Annotated in this window: 15 protein-coding genes; 8 read left to right on the top strand and 7 right to left on the bottom strand. The window is 54.4% G+C overall.

Annotated elements, in window-relative coordinates; genetic code table 11:
• Positions 1–23: 23 nt before the first annotated feature.
• Positions 24–545, top strand: coding sequence for a gamma-glutamylcyclotransferase (locus ACFQ14_RS01040; protein WP_377210838.1), 522 nt, complete (start codon positions 24–26; stop codon positions 543–545).
• On the opposite strand, the gene ACFQ14_RS01035 is transcribed toward ACFQ14_RS01040, so the two are convergent.
• The 5 genes from ACFQ14_RS01035 to ftsE all read right to left on the bottom strand — a co-directional run bounded on the left by ACFQ14_RS01035 (position 542) and on the right by ftsE (position 4,348).
• The gene (locus tag ACFQ14_RS01035) at positions 542–952 is read right to left on the bottom strand and encodes a hypothetical protein (protein ID WP_377210837.1); all 411 of its coding nucleotides are present in this window, start codon (positions 950–952) and stop codon (positions 542–544) included. The two genes, ACFQ14_RS01040 and ACFQ14_RS01035, sit on opposite strands and share 4 nt — an antisense overlap.
• A gap of 83 nt (positions 953–1,035) precedes the next feature.
• Positions 1,036–1,842: a lysophospholipid acyltransferase family protein gene (locus ACFQ14_RS01030; RefSeq protein ID WP_377210836.1), complete on the bottom strand. Its 807-nt coding sequence runs from the start codon at positions 1,840–1,842 to the stop codon at positions 1,036–1,038.
• Positions 1,843–1,878: 36 nt separating this feature from the next.
• Positions 1,879–2,601, bottom strand: a complete 723-nt coding sequence (locus ACFQ14_RS01025) for a YdcF family protein (protein WP_377210835.1) — start codon at positions 2,599–2,601, stop codon at positions 1,879–1,881.
• Positions 2,602–2,742: 141 nt separating this feature from the next.
• Positions 2,743–3,696, bottom strand: coding sequence for a cell division protein FtsX (locus tag ACFQ14_RS01020; RefSeq protein ID WP_377210834.1), 954 nt, complete (start codon positions 3,694–3,696; stop codon positions 2,743–2,745).
• Positions 3,689–4,348, bottom strand: coding sequence for a cell division ATP-binding protein FtsE (gene ftsE / locus ACFQ14_RS01015; protein ID WP_377210833.1), 660 nt, complete (start codon positions 4,346–4,348; stop codon positions 3,689–3,691). The genes ACFQ14_RS01020 and ftsE overlap by 8 nt, the downstream gene beginning before the upstream one ends.
• A gap of 292 nt (positions 4,349–4,640) precedes the next feature.
• On the opposite strand from ftsE, the gene ACFQ14_RS01010 reads away from it, so the two are divergent.
• From ACFQ14_RS01010 to ACFQ14_RS01000, 3 genes are all read left to right on the top strand, one after another.
• The gene (locus ACFQ14_RS01010; protein ID WP_377210832.1) at positions 4,641–5,273 is read left to right on the top strand and encodes a DUF3426 domain-containing protein; all 633 of its coding nucleotides are present in this window, start codon (positions 4,641–4,643) and stop codon (positions 5,271–5,273) included.
• Between the two features lie 9 nt (positions 5,274–5,282).
• Complete coding sequence (hpt, locus tag ACFQ14_RS01005) at positions 5,283–5,825, top strand: hypoxanthine phosphoribosyltransferase (protein WP_377210831.1); 543 nt, start codon at positions 5,283–5,285, stop codon at positions 5,823–5,825.
• Between the two features lie 113 nt (positions 5,826–5,938).
• A complete protein-coding gene (locus ACFQ14_RS01000) occupies positions 5,939–6,334 on the top strand; it encodes a response regulator (protein WP_377210830.1) in 396 nt (131 codons plus the stop codon).
• Here the strand turns inward: ACFQ14_RS01000 and ACFQ14_RS00995 are convergent.
• Both ACFQ14_RS00995 and ACFQ14_RS00990 read right to left on the bottom strand, forming a co-directional pair.
• The gene (locus ACFQ14_RS00995; protein WP_377210829.1) at positions 6,300–7,184 is read right to left on the bottom strand and encodes an FkbM family methyltransferase; all 885 of its coding nucleotides are present in this window, start codon (positions 7,182–7,184) and stop codon (positions 6,300–6,302) included. The genes ACFQ14_RS01000 and ACFQ14_RS00995 overlap by 35 nt on opposite strands.
• Positions 7,174–9,558 carry a mechanosensitive ion channel family protein gene (locus tag ACFQ14_RS00990; RefSeq protein WP_377210828.1) on the bottom strand — a complete coding sequence of 795 codons (2,385 nt, stop codon included), beginning with the start codon at positions 9,556–9,558 and terminating at the stop codon, positions 7,174–7,176. The genes ACFQ14_RS00995 and ACFQ14_RS00990 overlap by 11 nt, the downstream gene beginning before the upstream one ends.
• Before the next feature lie 150 nt (positions 9,559–9,708).
• On the opposite strand from ACFQ14_RS00990, the gene ACFQ14_RS00985 reads away from it, so the two are divergent.
• The 4 genes from ACFQ14_RS00985 to ACFQ14_RS00970 all read left to right on the top strand — a co-directional run bounded on the left by ACFQ14_RS00985 (position 9,709) and on the right by ACFQ14_RS00970 (position 15,247).
• A complete protein-coding gene (locus tag ACFQ14_RS00985; RefSeq protein WP_377210827.1) occupies positions 9,709–10,293 on the top strand; it encodes a histidine phosphatase family protein in 585 nt (194 codons plus the stop codon).
• Between the two features lie 144 nt (positions 10,294–10,437).
• The gene (locus ACFQ14_RS00980) at positions 10,438–12,387 is read left to right on the top strand and encodes a dipeptide ABC transporter ATP-binding protein (protein WP_449301293.1); all 1,950 of its coding nucleotides are present in this window, start codon (positions 10,438–10,440) and stop codon (positions 12,385–12,387) included.
• Between the two features lie 4 nt (positions 12,388–12,391).
• Entirely contained in the window at positions 12,392–14,230 is a 1,839-nt protein-coding gene (locus ACFQ14_RS00975) for an ABC transporter substrate-binding protein (protein WP_377210826.1), read from the top strand.
• A gap of 18 nt (positions 14,231–14,248) precedes the next feature.
• Entirely contained in the window at positions 14,249–15,247 is a 999-nt protein-coding gene (locus ACFQ14_RS00970) for an ABC transporter permease (RefSeq protein WP_377210825.1), read from the top strand.
• The last annotated feature ends 13 nt before the right edge of the window (positions 15,248–15,260 follow it).

Below are 15,260 nucleotides of genomic sequence, written 5' to 3'. Positions count from 1 at the left end.
ATCGTCAACGGGAACAGAGTTCTATGTCGCAATTGTGGGTGTTTGGCTACGGCTCGCTGATGTGGAACCCTGGCTTCGACCACGAAGAACGGGTTGTCGCCAGAATGGCCGGCGTGCACCGCGCACCCTGCATTTATTCGTGGGTCCACCGCGGCACGGTCGAACGTCCGGGCATCGTGCTTGGCCTGGCCCGTGGCGGCTCTTGCATGGGCGTCGCATTCCGTATTCCACTGGCATGCCAGAGCGAAGTTGTGGAGTATCTACGCGCACGAGAATTGGTCACAAATGTCTATTTGGAAAAGCGACGTAGAGCGCGGCTTATGGATGGGCGTGAAGTTGAGGCGCTCACATACATCGCTGATCCTCACCACGACCAATACGCTCACAAGCTCGATCACGATGCGCTGCTGCGCCAGATCAAAGGGGCGCAAGGAAAGTCAGGGCGCAACGAGGATTATATCATCGACACCGCAGACCAGATGCTGCGCGAAGGCATTCGCGATGCAAGAATTGAGAAGCTGGCAAAAGAACTACGCGAAAATTAAGCCGTCATATCGTCAATAACAGTGTCCGCATCCGCACAGCCTTCATCCAGCAGATGCACATAGAGCAGCGATTCCGGCGAGCAATCAGGCAATTCCCTTCGCGTCACAATCTGTTCCAGCGTCCCGTCTGCAGAAGCAATGGCAAACACCGCACGGCTGTAGAGCGAAACCTGATGGCCGCGCACGGCTGAGAACACATACCGTTTGCCAGAAGCACCATGAAGATAAGCGAAGCGGCCCAAACCTTCAGCTTCCACCACCGAGCGAACAAAACGCTGACGGCGCACGGTGCAAGCCATTGCCGATGGCGCTCGACGCGTCGGCTCGCCAAAACCGAGCTGTGGCAAATGTGAAAGCGCGGTAGATGCAGAAGTATCAAAGAGCGGCAGGGCTGTCTGTGCGTACATGGTATGTTCTCCTTCTGTTGGAGAACATAAATAGAACAAGTTAACAGAACATTACAAGAACAAATTAACTCTGTTGACAGCGATTATGCGTTGGTTTTGAGCTCTTCGTTGCGCTTCTTGGCAATTTCGATGCGGGCTTTGACCGCGTCATTCAAAGGAGGGTGCACAGGATCAAGCGATGTTTCCAAATACAATTGATCGCAAGCCTCCTCGATTCGCCGCTCCAATTCGGCGCTGAATTCTTCCGCGCTCAAGCCCGGCATGATAGGCTCTAAAAAGCGCGCCCGCAATTTGCCCGGATAGCGCAAAAACTTCCGACGTGGCCAAAACAGGCCCGAGGTCAGCGCCACTGGTACGACCGGACAATTGCATTCCAAATACATGCGGGTCACGCCGTAGCGATAATTCGGCTCAGCACCGGGCTGACGGCGGGTGCCTTCTGGAAAAATCAGGATTTGCCGATCGCCATCCACGGCCACTTTGGAATCGGCCAACATCTTGCGCATGGCTTTGCTTTTGTCGCCGCGCCGGATGGGGATCTGGTTCACCTTGGCGACATACCAGCCAAAGAAAGGTATCTTCATCAACTCCGCTTTCAGCACAAAACAAGGATCCTTCAGCAGCGCGTAGAGCGAATAGAACTCCCACACCGACTGATGCTTGGAAGCGATGATGCAGCCCCCGTCTGGCACATTCTCGATACCTTGAATGTCATGCACGGTTCCCGCCAACCATTTGTGCAAAAAGTGGCTCGTATGGGCCCAGCGGCGCGGCACCGACAGCGCCGTCTCGTGCTTGAGGAAGAAGTAGAACGGCGCTTGGACGATCATCTGCACGATGATGTTCACATACCATGCGATATTGAAAAGGGCGGAGCGGATAGCGAGCAAGGGATTGTCCAGAAACCAGCGGGAAACGCCGTCTCCTTAACCCCGCCTTGCCGCCTGTTGCAATGCAGCAAGGCTTTCATCGGACACGTAATCGCGCATCTGCGCGCCAATGTATTTGGTGTACTCCGATAACACGAACCGCAGATTGCTCACATCCTGCCACCACTTGCTGTCCGCCAAACGGTTTGACCGCACCGGATAAGGTACCAAAACGACCTGAGGCAAATGTCTACGAAATTCCAGCAGGCTGCGCGGCATGTGATAGCCGCTGGTAACAACAATCAAAGATTTATAGCCCAACGATTCAGCCCATTTCGCAGTTTCCTGCGCATTGCCAACTGTGTTCTTGGCAACGCTCTCAACATCCACACAGCAATCAAAAACAACATCATGATTGGGATGCGCCTTGCGCAAATCGGCCAGCGGTATTGAATCATTAACACCGGAAATCAGAAGTCGCCCGCCTTTGCGTTCCTTCATCAACTTCAGCGCTTCTTCAATACGTTTGGCGCCACCCGTCAGCACAACAATGCCATCGGCCTGCGCCAATTCCAACTGCGGGTTCATTTCGGCAATGGCTGTCGAAAACTTTAAAAAGCCTCCGATGAACAATCCGCCAGCGACAAACAGAGCAATCAAAACCAATTTGCTTGATGTGCGAAATATCCAGCCAACAGCGCGAAGCGGCCATGAACGGCTAGACCGTTCGCCTCTGCCGACATCCGCTTGTGATTGGGGTGTGGTTGTGTCTTCGCTCAAGTTGCTGCTCGTCTTTTCGCGCAAAATTCGCGCACGCCCACTTCAGGCTGATAAATGATAATGCAGATGGGTCATCCTGCAACTTGATAAGGCTAGTAGAAAAGTATGGCTTCGAAAGGGCAAGCCTTTTCTGTCCAATTTTCAGCGTTTTGGCGAGGCATCAAGATCGCCAACATGGCGTAATACCGTTGCCCGTGACGTGATGGCAGTCAGCATGCCAATCGCGAATATCAGCACAATCGTTCCGACATATCCCCAAGGGCCGACAGAAAATGTACCAAACAGTGCCGCCACCTGATCTGCACTTGGGTCTGCCACATTGCGCCGCGTCCAAAGTCCGATAGCGAGAAAACAAATGATTGCAACTGCGCCTCCGGCCAACGCGCCTTTCAAACCCAAGAGCAAAAAATGCCGTTGGAATTGATTGGCGATATAGCCTGGCTCTGCACCGACAAAATGCAAAACTTCAATCACGTGAGCATTGCCAGCCATTGCGCCCCTCGTCGCGAAGATCACGGTCAAAATCGTTGCCGCCATCATGAGCGCAAAAATCGTCAGCCCGGAAACGATGGTCGCCCGAGCCATCGTGGTCAACCGATCCACCCAAGCGCGATGGTTGTCTAAGGTTGCGCCATTAACGCTTTCGGCAAGGCTGGATCGCATCGTGTCAAAATCCGGCGGATTGTTTTCATCAATGCCTACAGAAATAAGCCTCGGCACAGGCAGCTCCTTCAGATCCAACCCTTCCCCAAGCCAAGGTTCCAGCAGCCGCGCTGCTGTTGCATCATCCACAATGTCGACACGGGTAACTCCGGTGAACCCTCCGACAACTTCCTGCGCACGAGCGAGCGCATCGTTCATGTCTTGCCCGTCGATGGGCCGAAGTTGGATCGTAACCTCACGTGCAATTTCGCTTTGCCAGCCACGGGCGGTGTCGTTGACCAACGTAACTGCACCCAAGGTCAGGCTGCCGAGAAAAGCCATAATTGCGATCACCAGCATCAGCGCGGTGCCGGCGACGTTGGCGCGGGGTACAATAGAATGAGGCTTGTTTGCCTCTTCTTCGGTTTCGGGTGTGACAGCGGAATCAGTCATAGACTTCCATCCGCCCACTTTCCAAGACCAACCGCCGCGCCGAGTGCTGTTCCATCAAACTCAAATCATGGGTCGCAATCACCACCGAGGTGCCGGATCGGTTCAATTCGATGAACAGCCGCAACAAGCGCCGTGCCAGAGCCGGATCAAGATTGCCCGTCGGTTCGTCGGCCAGCAGCAATTCCGGCTGATCGATGATAGCGCGTGCCACGGCCGCACGCTGTTGCTCGCCGCCAGAAAGAACCTGCGGAAAGGCGTCGATGCGATCCGCCAAGCCAACCCACTTGATGAGATCGATCACATCACGGCGATAGCTGGCTTCTTCATATCCACGTACCCTCAACGGCAGAGCGACATTTTCATAAAGCGTCATATGATCCAGCAGACGGAAGTCTTGAAACACGATGCCAATGCGGCGGCGTATTGCGGGCAATTCGGTGCGGTCCAACGCTTGCGCGTTTTTGCCGAAGATGGAGATATTTCCCCGAGTCGGCTGCAATGACAAAAACAGCAACCGCAACAAACTGGTTTTACCAGAGCCCGAAGCGCCAGTGAGATATTGAAACGTACCGGGCTTAATATCGAAGCACAGATCGCTCAGCACTTCCTCACCGAGGCCGTAACGTACACCGACATTGTCGAAGCGGATCATGAAAAGCCTGCTGTTCTCGCTTGCGGAAAAAGAAGTTGGATTCGTCTTGCCCGACTTGTCCTGTGTCAGCGTTAACACTCTCTTAACGGCACGATCATGGCAGCACAGGAATGCTAGGGTGGTAAGAGCGCGTTAACCATGATCGCTATAGTGTGGCAACGAATTGGTAACCATAAAGCCGGTGCGCCCTATGACGACAATCTGCCCCAAATGCGATGCACGCTTTCGTGACCCTCCTCCAGAGGTTCCGATTTCACGGCCTTTGCAATGCAGCAAATGCGAGCACGAATGGTTGCGCACCGAACAACGCATTGAGGTCGCTGCACCACCGCTGCAACCCGACATGCGTTCGCTGCTTGAAAACCGCGAAGGCGCGATCGTAACCAATCTGCCCGTCGTGATCGAAGGGCAATCCGAGCCGGAGCCGGAACAGGCCCCCATCCGCACATTCGTTGACCGTGTGCCCGAAACGCATGCGAAAAACCGCATGCCCCTTGCTCCAATTTTTGGCCTCGCCTGCCTCGGACTTTTGGCTGGCGGCGTGGTGTTCAAAGACCGCGTCTTGGACAAAGTTCCCCAAGCCTATTCAGCTTATGAAGCCGCTGGTCTGATTTCGCCCGCACCCGAACTGGAAATTTCTACAGTGGAAACCAGCCGCTTGGAGAAAGACGGCATCAGCCGCCTGATTATCCGTGGTGAAATTGCCAACATCGCCGCTCATAATGTTCCTGTGCCACCGATCAAACTGACGATGCGCGGAGACAAAAAGGTTGCCCTCTATGCGTGGACGGTTTCAGCCGCTAAAGACCAACTGGAAGCTGGTGAACGCAGCCGCTTCACCGCAATTGCCCATGATTATCCTGGCAACGCAGTGGATGTGGAAGTCGAGTTCGACGCACCAGAAAGCAAACCCGACGAAAAATAGCAGGTTCACATGATCACGGTCCGCGGCAAAAAGATTTCCACTCTCTTTTCCGCTAACGAGATCAAACAGCGCAATCTGGAAATGGCCAAAGAAATCGGCGAGCACAGCCACGTCAATCTTGTCGCTATCGCTGTGCTGAAGGGTTCCTTCGTTTTCGCAGCAGACCTGATCCGAGCCATGCACGAAACCGGCCTTGAACCGGAGGTCGAGTTCATCACACTTTCAAGCTATGGCGCAGGCACTGTCGGCGGCGAAGTGAAGATCCTGCGCGATATCGATACCCATGTGAACGGCCGCGATGTGCTGCTCATCGACGACATTCTGGAAAGCGGCAACACGCTGGCCTTTGCTCGGAAACTTATGCTGGATCGTGGTGCAAACTCCGTAAAAGTCGCCGTGCTTCTAGACAAACACTCACGCCGCAAAGCCGCCGTTGGCGCTGATTATGTCGGTTTCGATTGCCCCGATAAATTCGTTGTCGGCTACGGCATGGATGTCGGCCACGCTTTCCGCGAATTGCCGTTCGTTGGTGTTGTCGAAGGCGATGCCTAAATCTCTGTGGAATAACGAAAAGGTTAACAAGTAGGGCGCAGATGGTAACCATTCGTTAACGATTACAGAACAAAGCTGGAACCTGTGATTCTCCGTCTGTGGAGGAAAGGGTAATGGCAAAGATTCTAGTGACTGAAGACGATGAAGCCGTTCGCGCTTTTGTTGCGCGTGCGCTGGAAATGGACGGCCATGAAATCGTACAGGCCGAAGACGGCGAAGAGGGCTTTGACCGGCTTCAAGAGCACGAAGGCGTATTCGATCTTCTGCTGACCGATATCAAAATGCCATACATGGACGGCATCGAATTGGCCAAGACTGCTGCCCTGAGTTATCCCAGTTTGAAAATCCTATTCATGACCGGCTTTGCAGACCAGCGCGAGCGCACGGGCGAATTAAGCGACATTGTGATTGACGTGGTATCCAAGCCTTTCAGCCTGCAACAGATCAGGGACGCTGTAACCACCGCTCTCAAGGCTAATCATCCAGCAGCATTGAAGAAGGCGAGCTAGGCTTCACCAACAACTCATTTTCGCGGGTTGCAAATTCGCGCGTATAACCACGCTCGCCCAACATCGCCAAAACATCCCGTTTCCAAAGCGTGCGGTGAACGGTCTCGATCAGCACCGCTTTGGGGAGAAGGTCTTCGTCGGCCTGGTCGAGAAACGGTGCGAGCGCCCGATCTTCAAACCCTTCAATATCAATCTTCAACACATCAATCGCCTTAATGTGGCGCTCCATCAATATCTCCAGCAGCGGCACAACGGACACCGTCACACTTTCTGCAGGGTTTGACGTGCCCTCTTTCAGCATCGACGTGTGGCCGATATTGCTGCCGCCATCGGACCAGAGCGGCAATGACCCGCGCTCTTCCCCAACTCCACAATTGACCACATGGCGAACCGGCAAACCATTCGCTGCAAGATTGAACAGCAGTTTGGCATGAGTGCGCGGATGCGGTTCCAGCGCCAGAAGGGTCACATCACCACCAGCACGAGTGCCGACGAAAGCGCTGTAAGAACCGACGTTGGCTCCGATATCAACAAACACCATAGACGGCTTGATATACGGCAACAGCGCATCGTGCTCCGCCTTTTCCGGCAGACGGCCACGACCGAAAATCACCCGATCACAATAATTTTCCGCCGGATAAAGCCTGAACTTCATGCCCTCGTGAACTACATCAAACGGCCCTACCACAGGCCGCGCATAGCGCTTGCGCAAGCGACGGCGCAGGCCAGCAGGGAGCGCAGGCCAATCCGTTACCCTCCAGATCAAGCGTTGCGAAAAAGTGGACTGGTGCGCGCCAAAGGACGTATTTGTATCAAGCCCCCGCAGCAAATCATTGGGTTCAACGATCACTGCCGCTGCCCTTGGCCCCACCAGCCGCAGCCAGCGCTTCCTCATCAGCATCGATTACGCTGCGGGCGGCTGCACTCACAGCCTGCTTTTCAGAATCGCTGAGTTCATCCAAATCCTTGCCATCAGCCAAGCGCACCGTAACTTCTTTATGCGCAAAGTGGATTCCTTCACGGGCAAACAAATCCTGAATGCTCTCGTAAACCACCTTACGCGTCACGAATTGCTCGCCCGGCTTGGTCATGAATTTCACGCGAATGATCATCGCGCTGTCTTCCATTTTATAAACGCCCTGGCTTTTCAATGGCTGCATGAATGTGTGGCCTACCTGCGGATGGTTCAACAATTCCTGGCCCAGCTTTTTGACCAATTTGCGGACCTTCTCGGTATCGGTGTCGTAGGTAACGCGCAGCGGCAATTTCATCAGCACCCAATCACGAGAATAGTTTGTCAGATGCCTGATTTCGCCAAAGGGTATTGTATGAAGTGCCCCCAAATGATGGCGCAACTGAAACGAGCGGATGGAAATTTTCTCGACTGTTCCCTTAATGCCCTCGATTTCAACATACTCGCCCTTGCGAAAAGCATCATCGAGCAAAAAGAATGCGCCGGAGAAAATATCCCGGATGAGTGTCTGCGCACCGAAGCCAACCGCGATGCCCACAACACCGGCACCGGCGAAGATCGGACCAATATCAAAACCCATGCGCGACAGGATGATCATAATGGCCGAGGCGAAAATTACCGCCGTCATCACATAACCAAAAATCGGCAGCAGCGTTGCCATACGGCTGGCACCAGCGCCTCCGCCTTCGCCGCCCGCTTCTTCGCCGTCAACAGGAACTCCCCCCTCTTCTTCCAAGCGCTTGTCAATGAAGATGCTAACCGCTTGGTAAGCGAGCCAGCACAAAATCATGGCCAACACGATATCAAGGAACGCCGCCCAAGGGTTGCCATCGTCGCCGACCGGAACGCCCCACACCCGCGCCAATTCACCCAAGGCGACAGACGCAATAATGGCCATGGCAGCCGTTTCGAAGAACGATCGAAATATGGGTTGATACTCGAATTGCGGCGCATCCAGTTGAGCGATCATTTCTTCACCGGCTTCGATATTGAGCGCAGCTTCGGTCTCTTCCAGCGAAGCCTGCTGCTCGCTCCGCGCTATTGCGGCACGCTCGGCAAATTTTTTCTCGCGGCGTTGGTAAATTGTCTGAATGGCAATCAAAACCAACCCGAATACAACGATTGCGATGTAAAAAATCGCAAAAGGCGCAAAAAGCACAAGTCCCGGATCGGCAACATCGGACGCAGAGCGATACATAAACACCGCAAATGAGGCCACGGAATAAACCACAACAATCGCGGGAAAGAGCCGCGCGAGGTTTGTTCTCAACTTGTAGAATGCGGCATTGGCATCACTTGGCGCAAACATGTGTGACGCCGCTTTGCGGTTCTTTAGCGTATATCCGATCAACAAAAGCAGAATGAGAGCAGCAACAATGAACTGTAGCAACTTGATGTTGTCTGCGGTGAGCCCCGCCGTAAGGCCCGCTTCCAATTGCTCTTGACCCATAATGCCAAACCAACGGCCAATTGCGGTCAACGTGACAGCAACAACGGCGATGCGATACCAGTCGGTGTAACCCTGCTTGGCTTCGTCGTCGGTAAGATTAACGATGCGAAGTTGCGGTGCATCGTCTGCCATTAGGTTCCAACCGATTACGTATCGCAGCACGCGATAAACAAAGTAGGCTGTCAAAAGCTCGAAAATCAGACGCCTAGCAGGCTCGACACGGGGGTCAAAAATCAACGCCACTAACAAAGACACGACATATAGAATGACAGCAAAACTTAGCGCAAAGGCCACACGTGTGAGCAGGAATTTTGCCTTGTCCGCTGTGGTCTCCGGCAGAATTTTGTACCTGTCGCGATACCGTTCCCGGCTCCAATTAATAAGAGGACGCAAACACAGCCAGCCAACAAACATGCCACCAAAAGCCGTCAACAAGGCACGAACTATCCAAAATCTGCCCCCTTCAGGACTAGCCTGATTGAGCGTTCCCAGCATGTTGGGCCACAACGCAGCGCCGCTGGAGAGAATTCTTTCAATCCGCCCACGCACTTCCAAGAACCGTTTAGCTCGAAGATTGGCCATTACGTCAGTGGATTGCGTATCATTCGCTTCCGGTCGAATGACGATGACCGTCGAGCCACTTTCCTTGGCCGACTTCATGATGGCATCCATCGCAGGATCGTCGGTCTCGCCACTGCTTTTGCTTTGCCCCATGCCAGGCATTAGCTGCGCCTGTGCGTTGTCGCTCAAAATCGGCATCCACAGTATCGTGCAAATGAATAAGGCGAACAGGCGGGGCATCGCGTATCTCAGATTTCTAGCTGGTTAGACTCACCTTGTTATGGCGCTATCACGCTTGGCAAGTCGAAGTGGAAAACTTTACACTCGCTATCGCCGTTCTTAAGCCGGATTGACCCACTGACCATCACCTTCCCCCAACCCCTGCTGCTCATGCGCCACGGGGCGACCGCGTGGAACATCGCAGATCGCTTTCAGGGCACAACCGAGACAATGCTCCACCCAATAGGGCGCGACCAGGCACTCATAAACGCAAAGGCAGTGGAAGCATTCATCCGCGCAGGACAGTTTCAGCGCGATGAAATCACCATCGTTTCCTCGCCCCTTGCCCGCGCCCGTCAGACGGCTTCCATCGTCGCGGAAAGACTGGGCCTCGAAAATACCAAAATCCAAACCATTACCGCATTACGCGAAATCTCGCTTGGTCGTTGGGAGGGCATGAATAATCTCAGAGTCAAAGAGGTGTATTACGAAGAGCGCCAATCTCGAAAGCTCGACCGCTGGAACTTCAGGCCGCAAGGCGGAGAAAGCCTCGCGGAACGCGCTGATGGAGTGAAAGCTGCACTTGCGTCTCTAGACCCCCATTCGGTCGTCATCACCCATGCCGGTATCCTGCGCATCGCGCTTCATGTTTTGGGGAGCGAAAGCATCGACGATGCCGCCAGCGCCAGCTTGCCCCATGAGGGTTTGTTGCATTTTGATGGAACCGCGCTCCATCGCATGTTCGCGACCACATGAATTGCAAATCGCTCTAAGCCAGCAGCTTGTGCCAAAACGCACACTTTCCGTAGCTTGTCTGGTTTCACAAAGGATTCTTTTGTGTAGACTTCATCTTGTGCCGGGGTCAGTCCGGCCACTGGGAATTCGGGAGACGTTCCAACCTTGGTCACGACGGTCAATGAAACCGCCGAAACGAAAGCGCGTCAGCCAAACGCAGCCGCGTATTCGCACGACATAATTCGCATCGAAGACCTCCACATCGCCATTGATCTCAAGGGCGGTGATCTCGATGTTGTGCGGGGCGCTTCCTTCAGAATTCCAGCAGGAAAGACGGTCGCGCTGGTCGGTGAATCCGGTTCTGGAAAATCGATCCTTTCACAAGCCATCTTGGGCATTCTACCCAACGTCGCCCGCATAAAATCCGGATCAATCTATTTTCGTGAAAAACGAGAAGATGCGCCTCTCGACATTGCAAAACTTGCTGACAACAGCGCGGAGCGGGTCGCCCTTCGCGGCGGCAAAATTTCTATCATCTTTCAGGAGCCGATGACGTCGCTCTCGCCACTCCATACGATTGGCAATCAAGTCAAGGAAGCGCTCGACCTTCACCGCCCATCTTCTGAAGAAGAAGCGAAGCAGACAACAATCGACATGCTCGATCTTGTGGGCTTCCCCAATCCGACAGCAGCCTACTCCATGTATCCGATGGAACTTTCCGGCGGTCTGCGCCAACGGGCAATGATTGCGATGGCGTTGATCTGTCATCCAGCGCTACTGATCGCAGATGAGCCGACGACCGCGCTCGATGTATCCATGCAGGCCAAAATCCTGCACCTGCTGAAGGGTCTGCAATCTCGCCTCGGCATGGCAGTTCTGCTCATTACCCACGATCTTGGCGTCGTCGCCAACATGGCTGATGAAGTGGTGGTTATGTATCATGGGCAAATCATGGAAGCTGGCACCGTGGAGGACATTTTCCGCAACCCGCAGCACGGTTATCTCAAAGCGCTGCTGAACGCCGTGCCAGACCTGTCGATGGCTTATGATGAGAAGCTGCAAAGCCTGCGCGACATCAAACACGAAATCCCGGATTCGATGCGCGGCGAAGTGGAAATTCGAAAAGGCCGCAGCGACCACACTTTACTTTCAGTACGCGGTTTGCGCAAAACTTTTGTCACGAAGAAGCAAGGCTGGTTCGGCAAAGGCAAGGAAGAATTCGTCGCTGTCGATGATGTGAATTTCGATGTGCGCCAAGGGGAGTGCTTTGGTCTTGTCGGAGAATCGGGCTGCGGCAAAACCACGACGCTGAAAATGCTGGTGCGTGCGCTGACACCGACCGATGGCACCATCACGTGGGATGGCCACGAAGGCCAAACCGATGTGCTCGCCTTGCAAGGCAGTGCACTGAAGGCCTTCCGACGGAAAATCCAGATGGTGTTCCAAGACCCATTCTCGTCGCTCTCACCCCGCTCAACGGTGCTGAACATTTTGCGCGAACCGATGGAAGTTCACGCCATGGGCACTGGTCACGAGCAGTCTCAGTATGCAGCCGAACTCATGCGCCTCGTCGGCCTCGACCCAGCTTTTCTGGGCCGTTATCCCCATTCATTCTCTGGTGGTCAGCGCCAACGCATAGGTATCGCCCGCGCCTTGGCACTGCGGCCTGATCTGCTGGTCTGCGACGAACCCGTCTCCGCACTGGATGTTTCGGTACAAGCGCAGGTTTTGAACCTGTTGCAGCAATTGCAGCGCGAGCTTGGCCTCACGTATATCTTTATTTCACACAACCTTGCTGTGGTGCGTTACATTGCAGACCGCATCGGAGTGATGTTCAACGGGCAATTGGTAGAAGTCGCAACACGACAGGAATTATTCGACAACCCAGTCCACCCCTACACCCGCGCGTTGCTAGATGTTGTGCCCCACGCCGACCTCGATCATCCACTCGATTTCGACCGCATCAACCGTGAAATGGAAGGCGAAGGCCGCGTCTGGCCTCACCCTTTTACCGTCACCCCGGATGCACCAATGACGATGCTGAAAATCACCCCAAACCACCGCGTTCGCGTGCAAGAAGGCACGCAAGCAGAAGCTCTCCTTCGAGGAATGTAAGACCATGATCCATGCCTTTCCCCGGTTTTTGACCGCAACCATCGTGGCGCTCGCCTGTTCAGCAGCCACTGCCTTCGCTGAACCACCCGCCGAGCCGCGCGTGCTGAACTATGAAGAACTCGGCAAGGAAATCGGCAAACGCGGTGGCACGTTGCGTATGCTTATGGCGAAAGGCAAAGACATCAGCCAAATGACGATTTACGGCAATGCGCGCCTCGTCATCTATGATCAAAACTTCCAGCTTCAGCCCGATATTCTCAAATCCATCGACGTTGAGGGCAACCGCGTCTTCACCTTCGCATTGCGGGAAGGCCACAAATGGTCCGATGGCCAGCCCTTCACATCTGAAGACTTTCGCTATTGGTGGGAAGACGTCGCCAACAATCCAACCATCACAAAAGGCGGTCCACCACAGGCATTGCTGGTCGGTGGCAAGCCTCCAAAATTCGAGGTTATCGACGAACGCACGGTTCGCTATTCGTGGGACGAGCCGAACCCACTGTTTCTCACATCGCTGGCTGGCGCGCGCCCGACCTACATCTATCAAGCCGCGCATTACATGAAGCAGTTTCACGAAAAATATGCCGATCCTGCGAAGTTGGCTGCATTGGTGGAAGCCGAAAAAGTGCAAAACTGGGGTTCGCTTCACATTCGTAAAGGGCGCCAATATCGCCCTGAAAACCCTGACAACCCAACACTGCAACCGTGGATGAACACGAGCCCCGCTCCAGCAGAGCGTTTTGTCTTCGTACGCAACCCACACTTCCACCGCGTCGACCCGGCCGGCACCCAGCTTCCCTATTTCGATGACGTGATCATCAACCTTGCCTCCAGTTCCGTAATTGCCGCTAAAGCGGGAACCGGCGACAGCGATCTTCAGGGCCGCTACATCAAAATTGAGGATTTCCCCTTCTTGAAGAAGGGCGAAAAAGATGGCGACTATCGAGTTCTGCTTTGGTCGTCTGGGCGCGGCTCCGAACGTGTTCTACTGCCGAACCTGAATGCGAGCGACCCTGAATTGCGTGATGCCATGCGCGACGTGCGTGTACGCCGCGCGATGTCTCTCGCTATTGACCGTGAAGAAATCAACGAAGCCATTTTCCTTGGTCAGGGCCGCCCCGCAGCAAACTACGTTCTGCCAGAATCGCCACTCTACACCGACGCAATGGCCGAAGCGTTCGCCCAGCGCGACCTCGACAAGGCAAACGCCCTTCTGGATGAAGCGGGCTACGACAAGCGTGACAGCAGTGGCTTCCGCCTGCTGCCCGACGGACGCAAATTCGAAATCATCGTGGAGACGGCAGGCGAAAGCAGCCAGGAAACGGATATCCTCCAACTCATCACCGATCACCTGTCGGAAGTCGGCATTTCCATGTTCGTCAAACCCGGCCAGCGCGATATTCTGCGCAGCCGCGTTGGCAATGGCGATGTGGTCATGTCCACTTGGTCCGGCCTCAACCGTGGTCTGGCAACAAGCGATATGAACCCCGAAGAACTTGCCCCCGTCTCGTCGGTGCAGGCCCAGTGGCCCGTCTGGGGCCGTTACTTCGAAACCAAAGGCGCATCCGGCGAAGCGCCCACAATGCCCGAAGTAGCCAAGCTCGCCAGTCTTTACGAAGAATGGAGAACCGCAGAAAGCAGCGAAGAGCAGAGCCGCATCTGGGCGGAGATGCTGTCGATTTACACCGACCAGGTGTTCACCATCGGCACGGTGTCCGGCGCGGTTCAGCCCATCGTGGTAAACAAGAAAATGCGCAACATCCCCGACAAAGGCATCTGGGCGTTTGAGCCAACCCACTATTTCGGCCACTACATGCCCGACACTTTCTTCTACGCCGAATAAGAAACGAAACACCGGGCAATGCTGAAATATATCCTCTACAGGACGATGGTTATGATCCCGACGCTGGTGCTTGCCAGCATCGTGATTTTCACCATCATTCAGCTCCCGCCCGGCGATTATGTAGAAACCTATATTGGTGAGTTGATAGCATCCGGTGAAAGCGTTGATCTTCAACGGGTAGAATATCTGCGCGAGGAATACGGCCTCAACCAACCGATGTGGCAGCGCTATCTGCTGTGGATCACCAATTTCGTCCAGGGCGATTTCGGCTATTCCTTCGAATACCAGCGCCCGGTTTCCGAAGTCATCGGCAACCGCATGTTTTTGACGATCCTCGTCTCGTTTTTCACAATCATTCTCACTTGGGCAATTGCCTTTCCCATCGGCATCTACTCCGCAACACACCAATATTCCTGGGGCGATTACGGCCTCACCTTTGTCGGCCTGCTCGGTCTGGCAACGCCAAATTTCCTTCTCGCCTTGCTGATGATGTATCTGGCGCAGTCAATCTTCGGCATTTCAATTGGCGGCTTGATGGATGACGAATTCGTCGGTCAGCCGATGTCTTGGGACAAGTTCATTTCAGTGCTCCAGCACCTGATTGTCCCAACCATCGTCATCGGAACCGCAGGCACGGCAGCCATGATACGGCGCATTCGCGCAAATCTTCTCGACGAGTTACAAAAGCAATATGTCACCACCGCCCGCGCCAAGGGTGTGCCGCCATTTCGCGCGCTTGTGAAATATCCGCTGCGCATGTCGATGAACTTTTTCGTGGCCGATATTGGTTCGCTTTTGCCTTCTATCATTTCCGGCGCGGAAATCGTCGCAATCGTGCTGTCGCTCCAAACCACCGGCCCCCTCTTGATCGCCGCTTTGCAGAGCCAGGATATGTATCTGGCAGGTTCCTTCCTGATGTTCTTGGCAACGCTCACCGTAATCGGCGTACTCCTTTCCGATATCGCCCTCGGCTACCTTGACCCACGCATCCGGCTGGCAGGAGGGGCGAACAAGTGAGCCGCAAGCAATT

It is taken from the genome of Pseudahrensia aquimaris, from assembly GCF_042676045.1.
In the GTDB taxonomy this organism is placed as follows: domain Bacteria; phylum Pseudomonadota; class Alphaproteobacteria; order Rhizobiales; family Rhizobiaceae; genus Pseudahrensia; species Pseudahrensia aquimaris.
The sequence above is the reverse complement of the archived record's forward strand: the minus strand, read 5'-3'. Positions and strand labels throughout refer to the sequence as shown.

What these genes read in the sequence shown, in the direction of transcription:
- ACFQ14_RS01040 (WP_377210838.1), top strand. Translation starts at nt 24, where the DNA reads ATGTCGCAATTGTGGGTGTTTGGCTACGGCTCGCTGATGTGGAACCCT.
- ACFQ14_RS01035 (WP_377210837.1), bottom strand. Translation starts at nt 952, where the DNA reads ATGTACGCACAGACAGCCCTGCCGCTCTTTGATACTTCTGCATCTACC.
- ACFQ14_RS01020 (WP_377210834.1), bottom strand. Translation starts at nt 3,696, where the DNA reads ATGACTGATTCCGCTGTCACACCCGAAACCGAAGAAGAGGCAAACAAG.
- ftsE (WP_377210833.1), bottom strand. Translation starts at nt 4,348, where the DNA reads ATGATCCGCTTCGACAATGTCGGTGTACGTTACGGCCTCGGTGAGGAA.
- hpt (WP_377210831.1), top strand. Translation starts at nt 5,283, where the DNA reads ATGATCACGGTCCGCGGCAAAAAGATTTCCACTCTCTTTTCCGCTAAC.
- ACFQ14_RS01000 (WP_377210830.1), top strand. Translation starts at nt 5,939, where the DNA reads ATGGCAAAGATTCTAGTGACTGAAGACGATGAAGCCGTTCGCGCTTTT.
- ACFQ14_RS00990 (WP_377210828.1), bottom strand. Translation starts at nt 9,558, where the DNA reads ATGCCCCGCCTGTTCGCCTTATTCATTTGCACGATACTGTGGATGCCG.
- ACFQ14_RS00985 (WP_377210827.1), top strand. Translation starts at nt 9,709, where the DNA reads ATGCGCCACGGGGCGACCGCGTGGAACATCGCAGATCGCTTTCAGGGC.
- ACFQ14_RS00975 (WP_377210826.1), top strand. Translation starts at nt 12,392, where the DNA reads ATGATCCATGCCTTTCCCCGGTTTTTGACCGCAACCATCGTGGCGCTC.
- ACFQ14_RS00970 (WP_377210825.1), top strand. Translation starts at nt 14,249, where the DNA reads ATGCTGAAATATATCCTCTACAGGACGATGGTTATGATCCCGACGCTG.